The sequence below is a fragment of the Cellulomonas sp. KRMCY2 genome (assembly GCF_000526515.1).
Classification (GTDB): domain Bacteria; phylum Actinomycetota; class Actinomycetes; order Actinomycetales; family Cellulomonadaceae; genus Actinotalea.
Genome location: NZ_JAGF01000001.1, coordinates 2,402,947 through 2,423,222, shown reverse-complemented (window position 1 = coordinate 2,423,222; position 20,276 = coordinate 2,402,947). Strand labels below are relative to the sequence as shown.

The following is a 20,276-nucleotide window of genomic DNA, read 5'->3' as shown; positions in this document are numbered from 1 at the left end:
CTGCCGGTCTGAGGATGTCAACTGACGCGAGCCACTAGGCCTCCGCGGCTCTCCGGGTGGTGAAAGGGGAACTCACATGGGTATGGGTGTAGCGGCGCTGGAGTTCGAGAATCTGCGGATGGTGTTCGCCCGGAAGCGGGCGGATGACCTGGTCGCGCTGGATGACCTGTGTCTCACGGTGGCCACGGGCCAGGTGTTCGGATTGCTCGGCCCTAACGGTTCAGGCAAGACGACGGCCGTGAACCTTCTGTGCGGCCTGCTGCGCCCGACGGCAGGCACGGTCCGGTGCGAAGGGGTGGATGTGCGGGAGGACGTGGCCGCCGTGCGGGCGCGACTGGGAGTGGTGCCCCAGGAGACGGCGCTGTACAACGACCTGACCGCCCGCGAGAACCTCACCTTCCATGCGCGTCTGTACGGTGTGCCCCGGGACCGTCGCGCGGAGCGCATCGCCGAGGTCCTCGACCTCGTTGGGCTCACGGAGCGGGAAGACGACCGGGCTGGCACCTACTCCGGAGGCATGCAGCGGCGCCTCGCGCTGGCCCGGGCACTGCTGACGGAGCCGTCGGTGGTGGTCTTGGACGAGCCGACTCTGGGCGTCGACGTGCAGTCCCGCGCTGCCCTGTGGGAACGAATCCGCGGCATCGCCGATGAAGGCGGCACCGTTCTGCTCACCACCAACTACATGGAGGAAGCGCAGGCGCTGGCCGATAACCTGGCGATCATTGACCGCGGCAAGCTCGTCACCACCGGAACGCCTGCGGGTCTTCGCCACCAGTTCGGCCGGTCCTTCATCGAGCTGCGGACAGACGTACCGGCCGACCAGCGTGCCGCTGTGACCCATCTGCCCGGGATCAGCGCAGCCGAGTGGCGTCCGGACGGCACCGTCTCGCTGTCGGCTGATGGCCACCCCGAAACGCTGGAGACCACCCTGGCGTGGTTCACCCAGCAGGGCCATCATCCCCAGCTCATCGGCGTTCGCACACCCGACCTCAACGACGTCTTCCTCGCGTTGACCGGCAAGGCGTTGCGGGATGGCGGTGCAGCGTGAGACAGGCACTCGGGTCGGCGTGGGCCATCGCCGTCAAGGACTGGCAGCGGTTCGTACGGCAACCATTCCTGATGCTCATCAGCATCGTGATTCCGCTGGTGTTCATCTTCTTCTACTCGATCATCGTGCCGCTGAGCGCGACGAATCCCATCATGGTCGCCGTCGAGGACAACTCCCCGCCAGCGGCCGCCCTCGTTCACCAGATCCGTGACATCCGCAGCGTGGAAGCCCCGTACTTCGAGGTGATCACCACCGACGCCGCGACCGCCAGGCAAGCGTTCCAGGAGGGCAAGGCGTTGGCGATGATCGTTATCCCCGACGGCTTCGGCGAACGAGCCGCAACCGGGGCCGCGACGGTGGAGTTGCACCTCAACAACATCAACTCCGACTACTCCAAGAACCTGCGCCTCAGGCTGGACCTCGCCGTGAAGAACGTCAACGCGAACCTCACCACGCCAGTCGCGACCGTCCAGGAGACCAGCTGGCTTCCGGTCGACCCCACCATGCTCGGCTACATCTCCACCAGTCTGCTGCTCTTCGGCTGCCTCTACGCCGGCATGGTCAACACCGGTCTGGCGGTGGCGTCCGAGTGGAACGACCGAACGGTCAAGTCGTTGCTGCTGGCGCCCGTGGGCCGCGGCATCCTAGTCGCTGGCAAGGTCATCGCCGGGCTCGGCCAAAGCTTACTCAGCATCGCCCTGGTCGTCCTCGTCCTGCTGGTGGGCTTCGACTTTCGGCCCGTCGGCAGCATGTGGGCAATGGCCGCGATCATGGCCATGACGACGATCATCGGGGCCGGTATCGGCGCGGCCATCGGCGTCGCCACCAAGAAGACGCTCGCTGCCACCTCCATCCTCGTCGCGCTGGCCATCGCCTTCTTCATGGTTAGCGGCAACGAGGAATCCATGAGGGGTCTGGCCTGGTCCCAGCCCATGATCGGACTGTGGCAGTTCTCCCTGCTCCTGCCACCCACCTACGCCTTTCTCGCTGCCCGCAGCATCTTCCTCACCGGCGACACCAGTGACCTCGCCCGCAACCTCTCTATCGTCGCCGTCTCCGCCATCGCCATGCTCGCGCTCGCTTCCTGGATGCTTCGGCGGGCCTACAGCCAGCTCACCGGAGGAAACGCATGAACCTCGACCGGACAGCCGCCGTCGCCACCAAGGACCTCAAACAGTGGGTTCGGGACAAGCAAGCGCTGGCCGGCCCCATGCTCATCCCGCTCGCGCTGATGTTCTTGAGCACGATCCTCTTCGGATTCGGCGGCGACCAGTGGAACATCGGCCTGGTCAACAACGGCAAAGGCCAGCACGCTGCTGCCTTCGAAGACCAGATCAGGACACTCCAGAGCAACATTTCGCCCTACTTCAACGTCGTCACGACCGATCCCGCCGAGGCTGACCGGCTCGTCACCGAGGGCCGGCTTCAGCTGGTCGTCACCATCCCCGAGGACTTCGACGCCGACATCGCGGCCGGCCACGTCCCGCAGCTTCAGACCAAGGTGTTCAACATCAACACCGACATGATGAAGAACGCCCGGCTGCGTCTAGACCGAGCGCTGCTGGACTATGCCGCAGTGCACCGCCCGGGATTCGCCCCAGTCACCGTCGAGCAGCACACCACACGGGCAGATGACGTGTGGCGGCGTGCCTTCATCGGCCTGGGCGCCACCATCTTGGCCATCATGGTCGGAGCAGCTCTCAACGCGGCCATCATTGTGGCCCGCGAGTGGGAACGCGCGACGTCCAAGGAAATCCGCCTCGCTCCGCACGCACAATGGCCGGTGTTCTGGGGAAAAATCACCGCCGGTCTCGTCGCTGGCGCGGTGAACGCCACCGTCGCGGCCGCGTTCGCGGCGCTTGTCTTCGGCGTGCGAGTTCCGTGGCAGCGTCTTCCGCTGCTGCTCGCAATTGGTGGGCTTGCCGCCATCACCTGCGCGGGCATCGGGGTGGCGCTCGGCGCCTGGCTGCGGGATTACCGCGCCATCCAACCTCTGCTCATGGTCACCTTCGCCGGCACGTTCTTCGCCTCGGGCGGTTTCTCCAGCCTCGCCACCCTCCCGCCCGCCGTCCGCGCGTTCAACCAGTGGTGGCCACCCGCCTACGTCTTCGACGGCATGCAGTCCGTCGCCTTCATGGCCCAACCCCCCAGCATGACCGGCCTGCTTCTCGGCGAATCCTTGGCAGCCATCCTCGCACTCACCGTCGGCGTGGCCGTGTTCCGCGCTCGCACATAGGAGACCACGGTGACGCTCACCATCGAAACCACCGTCTGCGTCGTCGGCGACGGCCCCCGCTGGCATGATGGCCGGGCTCTTGCTTGCACGACAAGGAATCGACGTCGTCGTCTGCGAGAAGTACCCAGACTTCTTCCGGGACTTCCGCGGCGACACCATTCACCCATCGACCCTCGAACTCGTCCATGAGCTCGGCTTGAGGGCAAGGGTGCGCCATGGAGGCCAGCCCCAGGCAGCCGCTCACGTGAGCTCGAGCGGACACCGGATAGCACTGACCGCCGCCGCGAAGCATCCACAGAACATGATCGCCGCCTACCGCGAGCCTGACCGCGAACGCGGTCGTCAGCTCATGCGCGAGCTGATCGACTCCGTGAGCCACAGTGTCCCCCGCGCCCTGAACGAGGTCATCACCCTGGGGGTTCGTGCTTTCAGGTACGGCTTCGTCGGGTCACAATCCAGGCAACATCGAGCAGTCGCGACACGACGGCGACGATGAGAGCCGCGACCAGCCCCAGCGCAACGCCTGCCCACATCAGAACGGTGTCTCTCGTGTCTCCCTCGTCGCGATCGGCAAAGATCCATACCGGGTTGTCCGTGAAGCCCACGTTCGCCTCGCCACCGAGGGTCCCGGCCCACGTCACGGATGACTTGTACAGCCAGCTATCGTCCTGCACATCTGGTGCGGGGTATGCCTCCGCCAGTTCGATGCCGTGCGCGCGGTCGACGTGAATCCTGACGTCGAGCTTGGCCTGGTGGTCGGTTGTCGAGTCAAGTGACGTCCAGTCGACCTGCGGCGGAAGCAGTGTGCGCCGACCTGTGGCCCGACCACCAGTGGACTCGTCTCGCCAGAGCGCGGCGTAAGGCAGGGAACACGACTCGGCCCAAGTATCCGTCGAACCTTCGATCGGTGTCCGTTCCGCATACCCATCCGCGTCGTCCAGCGTCCACAGTGTTCCTCGGAACTCAGGGAACACACGCCCGGTCATGTCGGCGGTCGAAACGTCACCGTTGTAGTTCAGGGCCGACGCTGAACCACCGTGCGCGTCGATCTCAATCGCCTTCTGAGCTCCGACAGCGAGGTTGGTGAACACCTGGCGCGCGATGGGGTCTTGGCTTGTGCCGCATGTCACGCCGGAATCAAGCGATTCACCAGCGAAGGAAACAGAGTACGAGACGCTGGTCGTCGTTCCAGCCTCGCCGTACGTCACGTCCTCCTCCGTCACGTACAGCACCATCGTGGCTGCGCCGTCGCGGTCGACGTCTATTCGGACGTGCAGGGTCAGGTCCGCCGCCCCGCCCCTCGTTGCTACCACCACCAAGCCTCGCGGGCCTTGGTCAACAACCGTGTCGCGAGCTAGATAGGCGGCCAGCCGAGGCCACCCGAATACGACTGTTAGGGCGAGGAGCGCCAGAGCGCCGAGTACCTTGACGACGTTAAGGCCGAGCGATTCCTGCGGCCCATCGTGGTTCACTATTGCCGCCTCTCAGGGTTCCGGTCCGGACGGGCCAATGAGCGTCCCTCGCGTGCGGGCCGCAGCATCTCGAGAGTTGGTGCCGCGCTAATCGTCTCGTGGGTGAGCCCGTGCCAGTTCGTCGTCCACGTCTAGACCGTAGGAAGCCGCGATGATCGCAACTTGGAGCTCGACTCCAGCCCGCAGGGCCTTCGGCGCATCTCCGAACCAGTAGTGGTTCATCCGCCGCCGTTGGTCTGCGAAGAGGTGGCGACATCCAGCGGCGGTGTCGTCGGAGATTGCCAACAGTTGAGCCTCTCGTCGCGTCATCCGCCTGTTCGGGGTGAGACTATCGGGCTCTTCGCAGATGAGGGTGGAGTCGGGGTGGGCGCGTCGCTGAGCGGGTAGGGGTCGAGGTCTTCCGAAGATGGAAGTTCTCACACTGCCCACCGGGAAGACCTCGACGTGCCTGACGCTACCTTCGCTGCCCCTGACCTGACCACGTTCGCGCGCCTGGACGAGCTCGGCCTCGTCGTGGTTGGACAGCGCGTCGAGCTCGGCCGGGCGGTGTTGGCCTGTCGTGTCGTGGAGCCGGATGCGTGGTGCCGGCGGTGTGGGTGCGAGGAGGCGGCGAGGGACACGGTCACTCGTCGGCTCGCGCATGAACCGTTCGGGTGGCGCCCCACGGTGCTGGAGGTCAGGCTGCGGCGCTACCGGTGTTCGGGGTGCGGCCACGTCTGGCGGCAGGACGCCTCGAGGGCGGCCGAGCCCAGGGCGAAGTTGTCTCGCCGGGCGCTGCGGTGGGCTCTTGAGGGGCTGGTGGTGCAGCACTTGACCGTGTCCCGTATCGCCGAGGGTCTCGCGGTCTCGTGGGACGCCGCCAATACTGCGGTCTTGGCCGAGGGGCGCCGGGTCCTGATCGACGATCCGGGCCGGTTCGAGGGTGTGCGCGCCGTAGGAGTCGATGAGCACGTCTGGAGGCACACCCGGCGCGGGGACAAGTACGTCACCGTGATCATCGACCTCACTGCGATCCGCGAGGGCACCGGCCCGGCGCGGTTGCTGGACATGGTCGAGGGTCGCTCGAAGCAGGCGTTCAAGACCTGGCTCGCCGAGCGAGGTGAGTCCTGGCGGGCCGGCGTCGAGGTCGTCGCGATGGACGGCTTCACCGGGTTCAAGACCGCCACCAGCGAGGAACTGCCCGACGCCGTCGCGGTGATGGACCCCTTCCACGTCGTCCGCCTGGCCGGCGACGCTCTGGACCGCTGCCGGCGCCGGGTCCAGCAGGAGCTCCACGGCCACCGCGGACGCGCCAGCGATCCGCTCTACCGGGCCAGGCGGACCCTGCACACCGGGGCTGACCTGCTCACCGAGAAGCAGACGGCACGGATCGAGGCGTTGTTCGCAGCCGACGAGCACGTCGAAGTCGAAGCCACCTGGGGGATCTACCAGCGGATGATCGCCGCCTACCGCCACCCCGACCGCGCCACCGGCCGTGCGCTGATGGAGAAGCTGATCGCCTCGGTCAGCAGCGGCGTTCCCGCCGCCCTGAGCGAGATCATCACCCTCGGGCGCACCCTGAAGAAGCGCGCCGTTGACGTCCTGGCCTACTTCGACCGTCCCGGCACGAGCAACGGGCCGACGGAGGCGATCAACGGCCGCCTCGAACACCTCCGCGGCTCCGCCCTCGGCTTCCGCAACCTCACCCACTACATCGCCCGATCACTCCTGGAAGCAGGCGGCTTCAGACCCCGACTACACCCCGGATCGTGAAGAGCCGCTGAACCGCGCCTCGGACCTGTTCGACGCGGACCTGACGATTGCCGACGTCCTGACCCTGGCCGACGTGGAGGCCGCTCTGCGTCGTGCGCGGGAGAAGATCCTCGGGCCCCGGCCATGACGCCCGCGGCCTACCGGGACCTGATCGCTCAGGCCACGACGTTGATCGAGGACGGTCGGCGTTCGACGTCCGTCCGGATGGACGATCGCAACAGTGCCCTGTCCGTCGTCACGGACCGGCACGCCGTCCTGTCCGCCCTCGAGGCCCACGTGTGGGCATTGATCGGTCCCGGCCGCGCCGCAGGGGTGCGCTCAGCCCTGCACCCCGACCCCGTCGAAGCCGCCGCGCTCCACCTCGCCGCGACGATCACCGAGACTATCGGCGTCGAACGGCCCCACCCGTCACTGATCGCCGGCCCTCATGGCGCCTGGGGTCGAGCTGCCCAGGCCATCCGGGCCGCCACCGACCTCGTCTCGGTCCACCACGACCTCGCCGGTTCGCCGCGCTCCCCGAATGCCCACGTCCTTGAGGCGGCCGACGCCCGCGACGCCGCGCTGGCCCAGGTCGCTGCCCTCGCCCTGACCACGGCCTCGGTGGAGGACGCGCTGGCACTCCGCGTCGGGCAGACCGGAGTCCCGTGGACCACCGTTCGTTCGTGGTTGCCCGGCATGCAGCACGTCACCCTCGCCGCCCGAGACCTCGCCCGAGCAACCGAGTCACGCGACCCACGCCCCCTGCCCGACATCGGCCTGATCGCCTCCCGCGTGCGCACCGGCGACGTCCTCATCGAGCTCACCGACCGCCTCGCCCGCGTGCGACAACGGGCCTGGGAACTGGTGAACTCACCCGACCGCTCCGTGGCCACCCTGCGCGACCTCGCCACGATCGGCATCGCCGTGCACGCCCACGCCGCCGCGTTCCACGCCGGCCCCACCGGCCCAGCCAGCACGCTCGTCGCACGCGGTCGGAGCTGGCAAACCCTGGGCAGCAAGCTCGCCGCGCTGGTCAGCCCAGTCCCGCACGACGACCTCGTCCGCGCCGACTTGACCGCACTCGCGCGCCTCTTGCCCGCCGTGGCGCCTCTGTCGGGCCCGGGAAGGGCGCGTGAGGCGGACCCGACCATCCGCCGGACGGGCGCCGCCCTCGGCGGAGCGGTCGCACTGATGACCGAGGTCGCCGACCACAACGCCCGGACCTTCGCCAAGATCACCCGCACCAGCACCGTCTACGTCCCCGCACGGGCACTGACCGGCGACGAGATCACCGACCACCCGGAATTGGTACGTGCGCGCTTGGACGGCAGGCTCGCGCCCGCACCGGAGCGTCAACTCGACGAGGTCAGCAGGCTCTACCAGGACCTTCGCAGTCACCCGAGCCCAACCCCCGCGCTCGGGCCGGCACTCGTCCACGCCCAGGCGGACCGGGTCGTCGACGTCGAGCCGATCGGCTTGCAGGTGGACGCATGAGCCTCGCCGACGAGTTCGTGCGCGACATCAACCTGCCCGGCTGGGCCGAGCAGTCGATCTGGGGCTACAACCCACTCCTCGAGTGCTACTGGGCCGCCCTGTGGCGCGACGAAGACCGCACAGACGCTCCCCGGATCGAGTTCAGCGTCTACCACCTGATCCCCACTATGGCCCTGCTGACCCGGCTCCTCGCCGACGCACTGGACCTGCCCGAAGTTGACGTCGTCCGCGCGCTGACGACCTGACCCACCTCGAGCGCGAGCCGCGGGTTCCCGTGTCGCGGGGTGACGTGTCGACTGACGGGCGAGCGGCGTCGGACGTGCACAAAGATCCGAGTGGTCGCCATGGGGCCATGCGCACCTTCAGCCCTCGCCGAGGAATGCCTGCTCGTCGAAGTGGGACAGGCCCCAAGGCGTCGGTTCTAGTAGGTCGTTGTCACCAGCGATCTGTCGCTTCTCGGGTGCCCAGGCGACGAACGGCTCGTCTCGCGGGACCACCATGTTCATGTGATCCTTCGGTGGATCGCTGCCTGGCACTTCGGTGACCGACTCCGGAGCCATGAGCGGGTGCCGGATGAAGGTCGTGGGTACGGGAACCTCCGTGTCGGCGATCGAATGGTTGGTCGCCGGCATCACGATCACCTGGGGAACAACACCTGCTGGTGCAGTGGTCGACAGAGGGCCCGATCGGAACGGAACGACCCGTCCCTCCCAGAGAAGGCGGGTGCGGCGCAACAGCGCCCGGTCGGCGCTCCTGTAGGCACCGGTCATCGGTCTCAGAGCTTGGCGTGTGATGGTCTCAATGACGACGAGGTCGTAGAGGCTGTCGATGGAGACATCGATGTACGTCACTTCCTCCGCCGCGTGTGGGGGCACGTCGAGGGCGAAGAACTTCTGGCCCGCGACGTAGAAGCTGATCTCGCTGCTGGTCGCCATCTCGCGGGCCAGCATCGCCTCGGCGAGCTTCATCCGGTTCGTCGTGGCGTGTGACGTGATGCCCTCGAAGCGGCTGTCCCTGATCTCCTCATCCTCCACGCCGAAGGACACTTCGAAGGTCACAGCGCCTGCCACGAGAGCCTCCCAGTGCAGCCGACCGTCTTTCTCCCCGCGCCGAGACACAGCAGCCTCGTACTCACCGACCTTGGAGCCGTGTGCGGTGAGCACGACCTGGACCTGGCCGGCCGGCACCTGTCGCAAGAGCTCCGTGACCGTAAAGGGGCGGAAGCCCTCGGGAGGCTCCTGAATCGCGATGTCGAGGCTCGGCATGGGGGAGCCAACCGGACCGACGTAGGCCACACCCTCATCCACGAGTTCATCAGCGCCGATCACGACATCCTCTCGGAGCGAGTCTTCGTCGAGGGCGATCACTCCAAGCTCATGCAGCGCCACCACCAGATCCAAGGTCATCAGGGTGAGCACCACCGCGTGAGCGAAGTAGGTGACCGCAGCGGAGTAGCGCTCCTTGACCGGGAACAGCTGACCATCGCTCTTGTCCCCGCGCGTGTCGACATGGACCAGATCGCCGTAGAGCCATGCAGCCGCCAGCTGGGTATCGGACACCTGTGGAGTGCTCTCGGAACCGTCGGTCTTGGCGGATTGCATGGCAAACCGCAGAACGTTGGTGCTATCGAGGTCGAACTTAGGCCACTCGTTCTGCAGACCTGCGAGCCGGACCAGAAGGCCCTCGGGGATCTCCGACTCGGTTGCGTCGATGGCGGCCTGTATGGCTTCGAGGACCCGCCCGTGGTGGACCGACTCCGTCTTGACCAGCACCGGGCGTACCCGCGCGGCCAGCGACTCGAAGGCTTCCTCGTCCGGCAACGCGCGACGCATCTGCATCGTGCCGTCCAGCTCGATGTGGCCCGTCAACGTGAACTCGCTCAGAGACAGCAGAGCCTGCCGGTCGCTCGCCAGGGAGTGCGCCGCGATGCGCCGCGCCCGCAGGACGAAGCGGCCAAGTGTCTTCGGTTGGTCGACCACAATGCGAGTCTGTCAGCCGCCACCGACCGCACCCTGCGCTGTCGCGCCGATGCGGACCCAGTCATCACCCGGAGGGCGTGACACCTCCGCCGTCTGAGGCCACCCCCTCGACGGGGGCGCACGCTGACGGACTCGCGCCCTCCCGCGGCCCAGCCCTGGAGTCCCGACCGACGAATCCCACCAGCACGGGGAAACACTCGTCGATGGTCTTGCGGCGTGCCCAGAACGGGTGTCGCCGTTCGACGAGCGCCGCGGCGCGCTCGACCGTGAAGCCGAACTCGACTAGAACGTGCATCTCGAAGAGCAGTTCGAGCGCCTCCGTGGCTGCAAAGAGCGGGCGGGGATCCGGCACGAGATCTCGCGTCCTCTCGACACCGTGCAGCACCACGTTCCTGAGTTCCGCGATGTAGAACCCCCAATCGGGCACCCTGCCCACCAGCCGACCAACGAAGCCGCCGGCCTCATCATCGAGGCGCATAACAGGTTCCTTGAAGCGTCCCGTTCGCTTCTTATCCGGGTGTCTCGACCGATCGAACGCATCGATGACGCGGGTCATTGCGACGAACCGTGACAGGTCACCGACGGAGTGCTCGGAGAGCATCTCCGCGTACCTCTCGAAAGCGAGGCGGTGGCGCGCGACCGCCTCCAGGACCTGAGGCAGTTGGGCTACGAAGTCGAAGTCGTCCAGCAGATGCAGGTATCGAAGGCTACCGGGGGCAAGACCCCTGGGTCCGCCGTGGTAACGCCTAATCGAGACCCACTCGCTGTGAACGGTGGCCGGTTTCCCGTGCGCGAACCAGGCGGGGTTGGTCCCCACGATCGACATCGCGCCAGGCATGTTCCCAGTGGCTGTGAGGAGCAGAATCTGGAGCGGGTAGGCGTACCGGGTCATAATCTCCGGGATGGGCACGGGCTCGTCAAACCGGTAGGCAAACCGGCTTCGAATCTGCAGGGTCGTCCGGCGCGTCACCGAGTCCTCATGGAGGTACGAGTCGTCCTGCAGCTGCAGCAGTCCACCGTCGACCCCCACCTCCAGATCCGGCGGGCGCTCGAAGCGGACGGAGGCGCGCTCAAGGCCATTGGCTCCGCGCGACTGCTCCACCTGGTGCGGACTCCAACCCGTCCACGCCTCCTGGTCTGTGAAGCAGAAGCGCACTTCGGTGAGTGCCAGTTCGTCTTCGGATAGGTAGACGAACCCCTCGACGCCGTAGTCCACACCGATCCGGACGTCCTGCTGGCTCGTAACCGTCGTCTTGCCGCCAAGGTCGCGGCAACCGACAAGCGTCACTGCCTCGCGGAACACCTCGCCGTAGAGGATCGTCGGGAAGTCCTCTGCAGGCATGAGGGCCAGCGAGCCCTGGTCGTCCCAGTTCTCGTACAGCCTCACCTCGATCCTGCCTGCGTCGTCCACCTTGTACGACCCGGGAACGCCTCGTTCAGGATCGCGACCCGGATGGAACCAGCGCAGGTGGTGGACCTCCCCGATCTCCATGCAAGCATCCTGCCCTGTGACCCGAGCATCCGAGCATCCGAGCATCCGAGCATCCGAGCATCCGAGCATCCGAGCATCCGAGCATCCGAGCATCCGAGACCGTCCCAGTGCGCGCCAGTCCGCAGGCGTCCGCAGGCAGCCCTCGTTGACATCTCGTTGACACGAACGCCAGAGGCCCTCTCGATCCGAAGATCGAAAGGGCCTCTGACCTGCACTTACATTGGTAGCGGGGGTAGGATTTGAACCTGCGACCTCTGGGTTATGAGCCGGGAGCACCTTGCCATTCGCGAGGTTCCGACTAGCATCGATCTGAGCGTTTGCCCAGGTCAGAGGCGGTATCGGGGTCCACTGAGATACGCCACGATCCACCCGGATCCAGGCATGTCTGCTTACGAACTGCTTACGAGGACGCTGGAGGTGGCGGCGATGGGCTGGGTGGTCGAGCGACCCGTCCGAGGCGACAAGTCGCGGTTCACCGCCGTCTACCGGGACCGCCACGGCAAGATCCGCTCCGCGGGCACCTTCAACACCAAGCGCGAGGCCGAGCGCGCTGCCGGCCGGCAAGACGACAAGGTCACCGACGGCACGTGGGTCGATCGGGCGGCCGGCCAGATCACGTTCCAGCAGTACGCCCAGGAGGTCTGGCTGCCGTCGCGGCACCTCGAGGTCAGCACCAGGGCCGGGTACCGGTCCTACCTGCGCAACCACTTCGTGCCCTTCTTCGGGCCCATGCGCCTGGCTCGGATCATGCCGTCGACCGTCCAGGAGTGGGTCACCCTCGCCGCCGCGCAGGGCCTGTCTCCCCGGTCCATCACCAAGTACCACGTCATGCTCCACTCGGTCTTCGCCCGGGCCGTGCGCGACAGGATCCTGGCCTACAACCCCTGCGAGGCCACCGAGCTGCCCAAGGTCATCACCACGAAGTCGCGGATCCTGACCCCCGACGAGTTCGACGCGGTCCTGGCCGCGGTGCCCGACCGGTTCAAGGTCCTGGTGCTCACCGGGATCGAGACCGGGCTGCGCTGGGGCGAGCTCGTAGCCCTGCGCCCCCTGCACATCGACTTCCTACGTCGCACCATCACCGTCCAGGAGACCATCGTCGAGGTCTCCAGCAAGGACTCCCCCACCGGCCAACGAATGATCTTCAAGCCCTACCCCAAGGACGACGAACCCCGCACCCTGGCCGTCTCATCAGCACTTGTCGAGGCCATCGCCGCACGGATCGCCACCCTCGGCTTGAGCCGAGACGACCTGCTGTTCCCCTCACGAGAGATCGCCGAGGGCAGCCCCCTGTCACGATCCACCTTCCGAGCCCGCTACTGGCGTCCGGCCGTCGAACGCGCCGGCATCGACTTCCCCGTCCGCATGCACGACCTGCGCCACGCCCACGCCTCCTGGCTCCTGGCCGGCGGCGCGGACCTGAAGTCCGTGATGGAGCGCATGGGCCACGCCCAGATCATGACCACCCAGAAGTACCTGCACACCCTGCCCGACGCCGACCAGAAGGCCCTCGCCGCATTCGAGTCAATACGCGGTCGATCCACCCCGTAAGAACACGTCCGCCGTGAGGTCACAGTCGTCGGCATCCCGGAGAGCGAACTCCCGGGACTCCCTGAAGTGATCTTGTCGCCACACTGTGCACCGAGAACACCCGGCGTGTCCGAGGTCTCGATCCTGCTTCATCGGGCCCAGAACTGCAGCGCCCCCATGGCTGCGGGGTCGGTCGGGCTCGTTGAGGTCAAGGGCCTCACGAAGGGCGCCTCACCGAGGGACGCGGCCCAACTGACGGGCCGTCCGGTCCAGGCCCGTGTCAGAGGGCACGGTCGCTTGCCCGGCCCCGGGCGCTCGGGCGCGGCTCGATCACCGATGTGCTGGCCGAACGAGACGGCTCGCTCATCGACACCCGAGGCCCGCTGAGAGTGACAGCCTGATGTGGCCCCACTTGGGGCCGTAGTGATGGGGCGAGAGACTCCAGGTCCTCGGCGGTCAGGGGCTCAGATCGAAGACGCGCCTGCCTGGGTAATGGGCAACTGCCGTGGACCGGTGAGAGCGTCAGCCACGGCGTGATTCGCCGAATCGCTGCGTTCTGAGTTCGCCGCCTGGTCGTCTCCGGAGCTCACGCGCTTGAGCCTTCGCTGCGGCGGATGGTCCCGACGGCGCGGGTTGCCCTCGGACGGGTGTTGTCGGTGGTCACGGCGACAGTCGTCCTGAAGTCACTAGCGGGACGGTCCAAGGATCACTCCGGCGATCATCATGATGCTGAGCACCCCGCCTATTGACATGCCAATGACGGCATCGACCCCGCGCGGGAGCGAGCCGTCGACGGGCTGCTCGTCCTCAGGCTCGCCCCTAGCTTCCCATGCGCGTAGTTGATGGCGTGCCCGAGCAAACCGTACCGACAACGGAACCACGAGCCCGAGCACCGGAAAGAGGACAGCTGCCGCTAGGGCGAGAACGTTCCCCGTTGCAGGGCCACCGAAGATCGGCCGCACGAGTAGGGCGCCTACCAGCAGCGGGACGTATGCCGCGGTCGCAACGATGGGAACCGCGTACGTGAGCATTTCGACCGCGTGGTCACGACCCCATACCGATGCGCGCGGCCCGAGACCGTCGTTGACGATGTCCGCGGCGAGCTGCTCGCGTGACCGGCCGCGGACGTCACGCGCCACGATCGCTTTGGTCACGAACACCCTTGAAATGCGGTGCAGCGCTCGCCAGGCGAGGGCGCTCTCCCTGATGAACCGGACGTCCGACGTCGGCATCTAGATCACTCCTTCACACCAGAGGGCGCGAGCTCCATCCAGGAACGTCAGAGGTGTGTAGCCCAGCACGTCGAAGGTCTCCAGCACATCGTCGACTGCACGTCCCGCGGACCCGGCTCCGCGAGTGTAGGCGGATGCCGCCCGCGCGGCGGCGACGGAACCCTTGGCGACGGCCCTTGCAGCCAGTCCGCCGGCACCAGTGACAGCGCCCACGCCAGACAGCGCGATGTCAATGAAATCGTCCCCTTGTCGGACTCGGTTGACCGTTGCGACAGCTGAGGTGGCCATGGCCACTCCGCCGAGGACGGCCGCGACCGGTGCCCCTACTCCTGTCACCACCAGGATTGCCGCCGCACCGCCTGCGATTGCTGAGACCGTGTCGAGCACATCGGGGTCCCAGTCCAGCGGATTCCAAGAAAACAGCCCCAACGGGTCGATGAACTGGAGAGGGTTGCCGCTGGTGTAGCCGTAGGGGTCGAGGGTCCGGTCTTCCAGTGGGTCTCGAGTTAGGAACTGTGCGGTGGTTGGGTCGTAGTAGCGGTTGCGGAGGTAGATGTAGCCGGTGGGGTCGGTGTACTCCCCGGCGTATCCGAAGCGTGTGACGTCGCTGACCGGGCTGTTGGTGATGGTCAGTGGTTGGCCGTAGGTGTCGTAGTTGGCGTCGGCGGTGACCTGGCCGTTGGTGTCGGTGGTGGTGCGGATCGAGCCGATCAGGTCGGTGTGCAGGTACTCGACGTGCCCGTCGTCCAGGGCGACCTGAGCCAGGGGCGCCGTTCCGGCTCCGTAGAGGTAGGTGAACCTGGCGTCGGCCAGTAGCAGCGGGATGGGCGCGGCAGAGTCCCAGGTGAAGTCCTCGACGGCGTCAGGCCCGGTGCCGGTGGTCGCCGAGGCGCGGAGCCCTGCTGCGTTGTAGGTGTAGCTGGTCGTCACGCCGTCGGGGCTGGTCAGTGACGTGAGCCGGTTGGCCAGGTCGTAGGCCGCGGTGGTCGTTGCGGTGCCGGCCACCCCAGTGGTTGCGGTTGTGGTCCGGTTGCCCCGTCCGTCGTACCCGAACGCCGTGACGGTGATTGCGGTGGGGTTGGTCAGGCCGGTGACCTGACCGGCGGGGTCGTAGGTCAGGGTGCGCCCGTCGGCCAGGGCCGTCAGCGACCCTGTGGTGTCGAAGGTGAATGTCCCGGCCTGGTCTCCGCTGATCTGGGCGATCCGGGCCAGCGGGTCCCAGGTGAAGGTCGAGGTGCTGGTCGTGGCGGTCGGTGGGGCGCGGGCTTCGGTGGAGCGGGTGGTGGTCTGGTCGGCCATCAGCCCGGCGTCGGTGTAGGAGTAGGCGAGCTCGAGCAGGTCGATCCCGGTGTCATTGGAAGTGGTGATGCCCAGAACCTGCCCGGTCGCGTCCTGCTCGTAGTCGGTGGTGACCCCGTTGGGGTAGGTGAGCTGGTCGACCTGCCCGTCGTCGGTCCAGGTGTAGGTGAACACCCGGTCGGCCCAGTCGGTGAGCGTGGTCAGCTGCCCGGCCGCGTCGTAGGTGCGCTGAACGCTCTGGCCGCTGGGGTAGGTCAGGTCCGTCAGCTGCCCGACGTTGTCCCACCCATACCCGACGGTGGTCGCGCCGCGAGTGACGTCCAGGACCTGGCCGAGCACGTCGTAGGAGTAGTCGGTCTGCCCGGTCCCGTCGGTCACGGCCGTGGCCCGCCCAGCGGCGTCGTAGGTGTAGGTCACGTCCGGTGTGGTGTCGGAGTAGTCGATGCCCACTACCTGACCCGCTGCGTCATAGGAGTACGAGGCGTGCTGGGCGTCGGGGTAGGTGACGGTGGCCAGCAGGCCCGCCCGGTCATAGGCATAGGCGGTGGTGCGTCCGGCGGCATCGGTCGATGTGGCCCGTCTGCCGGCGGTGTCGTAGGTGTAGGTCGTGGGGGTCCCGGCGGCGTCGGTGTAGGCGGTGATCTGCCCGGAAGCGTCATAGGCCCACGCCACGGTGCTGCCGTCGGCCCGCTCCAAGGCGACCGGCCTGCCGGCGTCGTCATAGGTGCCGGTGACGGCACGCCCGTCGGCATCGGTGACCGTCACAGGGCGGCCTGCCGGGTCGTAGGTCGTGACCGTCTGACCGCCCAGGGGGTCGGCGACGGTCAGGAGCTGGTCGGCGACGTCGTAGGTGTAGGTGGTCCGCGCACCGGAGGGCGCTACCGTGGCCACGACCCGGTCCCCGGCGTCGTACTCGGTCCGACTGATCCGGCCCAGGGCGTCGGTCAGCCCAACCGCCCGCCCCAGGGCGTCGTACTCCGTGCTGGTCGTGGCCCCGAGGGCGTCGGTGACGGTCAGCATGCGCCCGGCACCGTCATAGGTCATGGTCGTGCGGCCACCCGCGGCATCAACCACCGCGACCAGCTGACCGGCGGCGTCGTACTCGCGCAGGCTTTGGGCCCCCAGCGCGTCAGTGACAGTGGTCGGTCGCCCGGCGGCGTCATAGGCCGTGGCAACGACGGCACCCAACGGGTCGGTGCCCGAGGTGCGGCGGCCGGCCGCGTCGTAGCTGAACGTCGTGGTGTACTCCGCGGGCGAGGCGCCAGGTGCGGTGCCGCGCGGATCGGTCGTCGCCACCACCCGCCCGAGCTCGTCGAACTGGGTCACCAACGCGGCCCCATCCGGACCGGTGACCGTCGCCAGGTAGCCGTTGGTGTCATAAGCGAAGCTTGTCACGCGACCCAACGGGTCGGTCGCAGTTGCGATCGTCCCGTCCGGGTTGACCGTCATCGTCGAGACCGCACCATCCGGGCCGGTGCTGCCGGTCAGGTTTCCGTGCTCGTCATACGCGAACGACGTGGTCTCCCCTGCAGCGTTGGTCACCGTCAGCGGGTTGTTCCACTGGTCAAAGGTCGTGGTCGAGATCCGTCCCAGCGGGTCGGTCACCGACGTGCGATTGCCCCGAGCGTCATGGGTGAACCGGACCACCCGGCCCAGCGGGTCGGTGGTGGACTCGACCTGGTTGGTGGCCCCGTAGGTGAAGAAGGTTGTGGCCTCCAGGTCGGTCCCGGCCGCCGTCGTTCTAGAGAGCACCTGGCCATCGACGTAGCGTTCGATCCCCACCGAACCGGTCGGTTCGGTGATCGTGGTCTGGCCGTCGCCATAGGCGAACGTCAGGACGCGCCCAAGCGGGTCGGTCTGCTTGATCACCCGCGACGCCACGTCGTAGTCGTTGCGCGTGATCCCACCATCTGGGTGGATCATCGAAACGACCCGGTGGGCGGTGTCATAGGAGTAGACCTTGACCGAACCATCGGGACCAACCACACGGGTCAGGTCACCGGCCGCGGAGTAGGTGTAGGTGACACTCCGACCGGTCTGATCGGTGACCGACGCGATCCGATCTTCGGACCATGTCAGCTGCAGGGAGCGACCCTTGTCGTCGGCGGCCGCGGCAAGCTGATCACCGTCGTAGGACAGGGTCACCGTGTTGTTGTTGGCGTCGGCCAGCGTGGCAAGGCGACCCTGGGCGTCGAAGGTGAACCGTTGCTGACCGTTCCGGGTCAACACGTAGGTCCCGTCCGTGTCCCGAACCAGGGAGGCGAACGTACGGTCAGGGCCGACATAGGTGCCGTTCCACAGCCGCGAGAACGTGATCACGCTGCCGTTCTCCTGTGTGACCTGGACCTGAGACGCCGTCTCCAACGAGTTGCCAACCGCACCGACTCGGATCGACAAGCGCATCGCGAAGCTGTCCGTCCAACCGCGGCCCAGCGTCCCGGCCACGTCGGTGCGACTCACACCGTAGGAACGGGTGAACGCCAACCCCGGACCGGACCCAGGAACCGCCAGGTCAGTGGTCGTCTCGAAGAACTCACCGGTCGTGGTGTTGACGGGGTCGCCGGCGCACCGGTCGTTACATGCCTGGGACAAGTTGTACCCCGCAGCGGTCTCGCCGGACTCCGTCGGCCCACGACCCGCCGTGCTGTAGACCCCACTGATCGCCCGCACGTCGTTGATGGGGGGCCCGGTCATGGGTCGGTCTTGGGCCACGTAGGCGGTGTAGGTCCGGGTGGCGTTGCTGGGCGTCCAGGCGGTGAACGTCGCCCCACCCTTGCAGGTCGAGGAACCAGCACAGTCGAACACCTGACGCCCGGTGTCGTCATAGACCGTCAAGTAGTACGGCGAAACCACATCCTTGCTCGGCGTCACGGTCATGGTGCGGCTCGTCGGGCTCGACTGCCGTTGCAGGAGCGCGACTGAGCCTGTCCAGCCGTGGTTTCGGACCGTGACTGCCACCGGTGAGCGGACGTCGTTGACCGGGGGCCCGGTCATGGGTCGGTCCAGGGCCACGTAGGCGGTGTAGGTCCGGGTGGCGTTGTTCGGCGTCCAGGCGGTGAACGTCGCCCCACCCTTGCAGGTCGAGGAACCAGCACAGTCGAACACCTGACGCCCGGTGTCGTCATAGACCGTCAAGTAGTACGGCGAAACCACATCCATGCTCGGCGTGACCGTAAAGACCGTCGCCGCGTTGTTCGCATCGACGTCGGTCCGGTCCGCCGACAGCTCAAGAGTCCCGGTCCACCCCAGATTCGCCACCGACACACTCGACGCCCCACGCACGTCGTTGACGGGGGGCCCGGTCATGGGTCGGTCCAGGGCCACGTAGGCGGTGTAGGTCCGGGTGGCGTTGTTCGGCGTCCAGGCGGTGAACGTCGCCCCACCCTTGCAGGTCGAGGAACCAGCACAGTCGAACACCTGACGCCCGGTGTCGTCATAGACCGTCAAGTAGTACGGCGAAACCACATCCTTGCTCACCGCCACCGTGAAGGTCGTCGACGCATCATTCGCATCGGCGTACGGCGAGTCGGCGGTCAGCGTGGTCGACCCGGTCCACCCAAGATTCCCCACCGTGACTGCCACCGGTGAGCGGACGTCGTTGACCGGGGGCCCGGTCATGGGTCGGTCCAGGGCCACGTAGGCGGTGTAGGTCCGGGTGGCGTTGTTCGGCGTCCAGGCGGTGAACGTCGCCCCACCCTTGCAGGTCGAGGAACCAGCACAGTCGAACACCTGACGCCCGGTGTCGTCATAGACCGTCAAGTAGTACGGCGAAACCACATCCATGCTCGGCGTGACCGTAAAGACCGTCGCCGCGTTGTTCGCATCGACGTCGGTCCGGTCCGCCGACAGCTCAAGAGTCCCGGTCCACCCCAGATTCGCCACCGACACACTCGACGCCCCACGCACGTCGTTGACGGGGGGCCCGGTCATGGGTCGGTCCAGGGCCACGTAGGCGGTGTAGGTCCGGGTGGCGTTGTTCGGCGTCCAGGCGGTGAACGTCGCCCCACCCTTGCAGGTCGAGGAACCAGCACAGTCGAACACCTGACGCCCGGTGTCGTCATAGACCGTCAAGTAGTACGGCGAAACCACATCCTTGCTCACCGCCACCGTGAAGGTCGTCGACGCATCATTCGCATCGGCGTACGGCGAGTCGGCGGTCAGCGTGGTCGACCCGGTCCACCCAAGATTCCCCACCGTGACTGCCACCGGTGAGCGGACGTCGTTGACCGGGGGCCCGGTCATGGGTCGGTCCAGGGCCACGTAGGCGGTGTAGGTCCGGGTGGCGTTGTTCGGCGTCCAGGCGGTGAACGTCGCCCCACCCTTGCAGGTCGAGGAACCAGCACAGTCGAACACCTGACGCCCGGTGTCGTCATAGACCGTCAAGTAGTACGGCGAAACCACATCCATGCTCGGCGTGACCGTAAAGACCGTCGCCGCGTTGTTCGCATCGACGTCGGTCCGGTCCGCCGACAGCTCAAGAGTCCCGGTCCACCCCAGATTCGCCACCGACACACTCGACGCCCCACGCACGTCGTTGACGGGGGGCCCGGTCATGGGTCGGTCCAGGGCCACGTAGGCGGTGTAGGTCCGGGTGGCGTTGTTCGGCGTCCAGGCGGTGAACGTCGCCCCACCCTTGCAGGTCGAGGAACCAGCACAGTCGAACACCTGACGCCCGGTGTCGTCATAGACCGTCAAGTAGTACGGCGAAACCACATCCTTGCTCACCGCCACCGTGAAGGTCGTCGACGCATCATTCGCATCGA

General features: G+C 67.0%; 12 protein-coding genes and 1 pseudogene. 8 read left to right on the top strand and 5 right to left on the bottom strand.

Translation table 11 applies throughout. The features are described 5' to 3' along the window. Nucleotides 1-76: 76 nt before the first annotated feature. From K415_RS0111620 to K415_RS25140, 4 genes and pseudogenes are all read left to right on the top strand, one after another. Nucleotides 77-1,048: an ABC transporter ATP-binding protein gene (locus tag K415_RS0111620; RefSeq protein ID WP_081784992.1), complete on the top strand. Its 972-nt coding sequence runs from the start codon at nt 77-79 to the stop codon at nt 1,046-1,048. Continuing rightward, nucleotides 1,045-2,181, top strand: coding sequence for an ABC transporter permease (locus K415_RS0111615; RefSeq protein ID WP_024287218.1), 1,137 nt, complete (start codon nt 1,045-1,047; stop codon nt 2,179-2,181). The genes K415_RS0111620 and K415_RS0111615 overlap by 4 nt, the downstream gene beginning before the upstream one ends. After that, the gene (locus tag K415_RS0111610) at nt 2,178-3,284 is read left to right on the top strand and encodes an ABC transporter permease (protein ID WP_024287217.1); all 1,107 of its coding nucleotides are present in this window, start codon (nt 2,178-2,180) and stop codon (nt 3,282-3,284) included. Before K415_RS0111615 ends, K415_RS0111610 begins: the two co-directional genes overlap by 4 nt. A gap of 9 nt (nt 3,285-3,293) precedes the next feature. Then, nucleotides 3,294-3,780, top strand: a pseudogene (locus K415_RS25140) (FAD-dependent monooxygenase). On the opposite strand, the gene K415_RS22800 reads toward K415_RS25140, so the two are convergent. Further along, nucleotides 3,713-4,756 carry a hypothetical protein gene (locus K415_RS22800; protein ID WP_155859447.1) on the bottom strand — a complete coding sequence of 348 codons (1,044 nt, stop codon included), beginning with the start codon at nt 4,754-4,756 and terminating at the stop codon, nt 3,713-3,715. The pseudogene K415_RS25140 and the gene K415_RS22800 overlap by 68 nt on opposite strands. Nucleotides 4,757-5,200: 444 nt before the next feature. On the opposite strand from K415_RS22800, the gene K415_RS0111595 reads away from it, so the two are divergent. From K415_RS0111595 to K415_RS0111585, 3 genes are all read left to right on the top strand, one after another. After that, a complete protein-coding gene (locus K415_RS0111595; protein WP_024287215.1) occupies nt 5,201-6,508 on the top strand; it encodes an ISL3 family transposase in 1,308 nt (435 codons plus the stop codon). Nucleotides 6,509-6,631: 123 nt separating this feature from the next. Further along, nucleotides 6,632-7,981, top strand: a complete 1,350-nt coding sequence (locus tag K415_RS0111590; RefSeq protein WP_024287214.1) for a hypothetical protein — start codon at nt 6,632-6,634, stop codon at nt 7,979-7,981. Continuing rightward, nucleotides 7,978-8,226, top strand: a complete 249-nt coding sequence (locus tag K415_RS0111585; RefSeq protein ID WP_024287213.1) for a hypothetical protein — start codon at nt 7,978-7,980, stop codon at nt 8,224-8,226. Before K415_RS0111590 ends, K415_RS0111585 begins: the two co-directional genes overlap by 4 nt. Before the next feature lie 117 nt (nt 8,227-8,343). Here K415_RS0111585 and K415_RS0111580 read toward each other — a convergent pair whose 3' ends face one another. Next, on the bottom strand, nt 8,344-9,960 hold the full coding sequence (locus K415_RS0111580) for a hypothetical protein (RefSeq protein ID WP_024287212.1): 1,617 nt from the start codon (nt 9,958-9,960) through the stop codon (nt 8,344-8,346). Between the two features lie 64 nt (nt 9,961-10,024). Next, nucleotides 10,025-11,452, bottom strand: a complete 1,428-nt coding sequence (locus K415_RS0111575; RefSeq protein WP_024287211.1) for a HEPN domain-containing protein — start codon at nt 11,450-11,452, stop codon at nt 10,025-10,027. A gap of 381 nt (nt 11,453-11,833) precedes the next feature. On the opposite strand from K415_RS0111575, the gene K415_RS0111570 reads away from it, so the two are divergent. After that, the gene (locus K415_RS0111570) at nt 11,834-13,003 is read left to right on the top strand and encodes a tyrosine-type recombinase/integrase (protein ID WP_197024714.1); all 1,170 of its coding nucleotides are present in this window, start codon (nt 11,834-11,836) and stop codon (nt 13,001-13,003) included. A gap of 665 nt (nt 13,004-13,668) precedes the next feature. On the opposite strand, the gene K415_RS0111565 is transcribed toward K415_RS0111570, so the two are convergent. Both K415_RS0111565 and K415_RS25015 read right to left on the bottom strand, forming a co-directional pair. Further along, nucleotides 13,669-14,214: a hypothetical protein gene (locus K415_RS0111565; protein WP_024287209.1), complete on the bottom strand. Its 546-nt coding sequence runs from the start codon at nt 14,212-14,214 to the stop codon at nt 13,669-13,671. Then, nucleotides 14,215-20,238 (bottom strand): RHS repeat-associated core domain-containing protein, encoded by a 6,024-nt coding sequence (locus tag K415_RS25015; RefSeq protein ID WP_197024713.1) that lies wholly within the window; start codon nt 20,236-20,238, stop codon nt 14,215-14,217. Nucleotides 20,239-20,276 lie beyond the last annotated feature (38 nt).

Coding starts and splice junctions, on each gene's coding strand:
- K415_RS0111585 (WP_024287213.1), top strand. CDS start 7,978: ATGAGCCTCGCCGACGAGTTCGTGCGCGACATCAACCTGCCCGGCTGG.
- K415_RS0111570 (WP_197024714.1), top strand. CDS start 11,834: ATGTCTGCTTACGAACTGCTTACGAGGACGCTGGAGGTGGCGGCGATG.
- K415_RS0111565 (WP_024287209.1), bottom strand. CDS start 14,214: ATGCCGACGTCGGACGTCCGGTTCATCAGGGAGAGCGCCCTCGCCTGG.
- K415_RS0111590 (WP_024287214.1), top strand. CDS start 6,632: ATGACGCCCGCGGCCTACCGGGACCTGATCGCTCAGGCCACGACGTTG.
- K415_RS0111575 (WP_024287211.1), bottom strand. CDS start 11,452: ATGGAGATCGGGGAGGTCCACCACCTGCGCTGGTTCCATCCGGGTCGC.
- K415_RS0111620 (WP_081784992.1), top strand. CDS start 77: ATGGGTATGGGTGTAGCGGCGCTGGAGTTCGAGAATCTGCGGATGGTG.
- K415_RS0111610 (WP_024287217.1), top strand. CDS start 2,178: ATGAACCTCGACCGGACAGCCGCCGTCGCCACCAAGGACCTCAAACAG.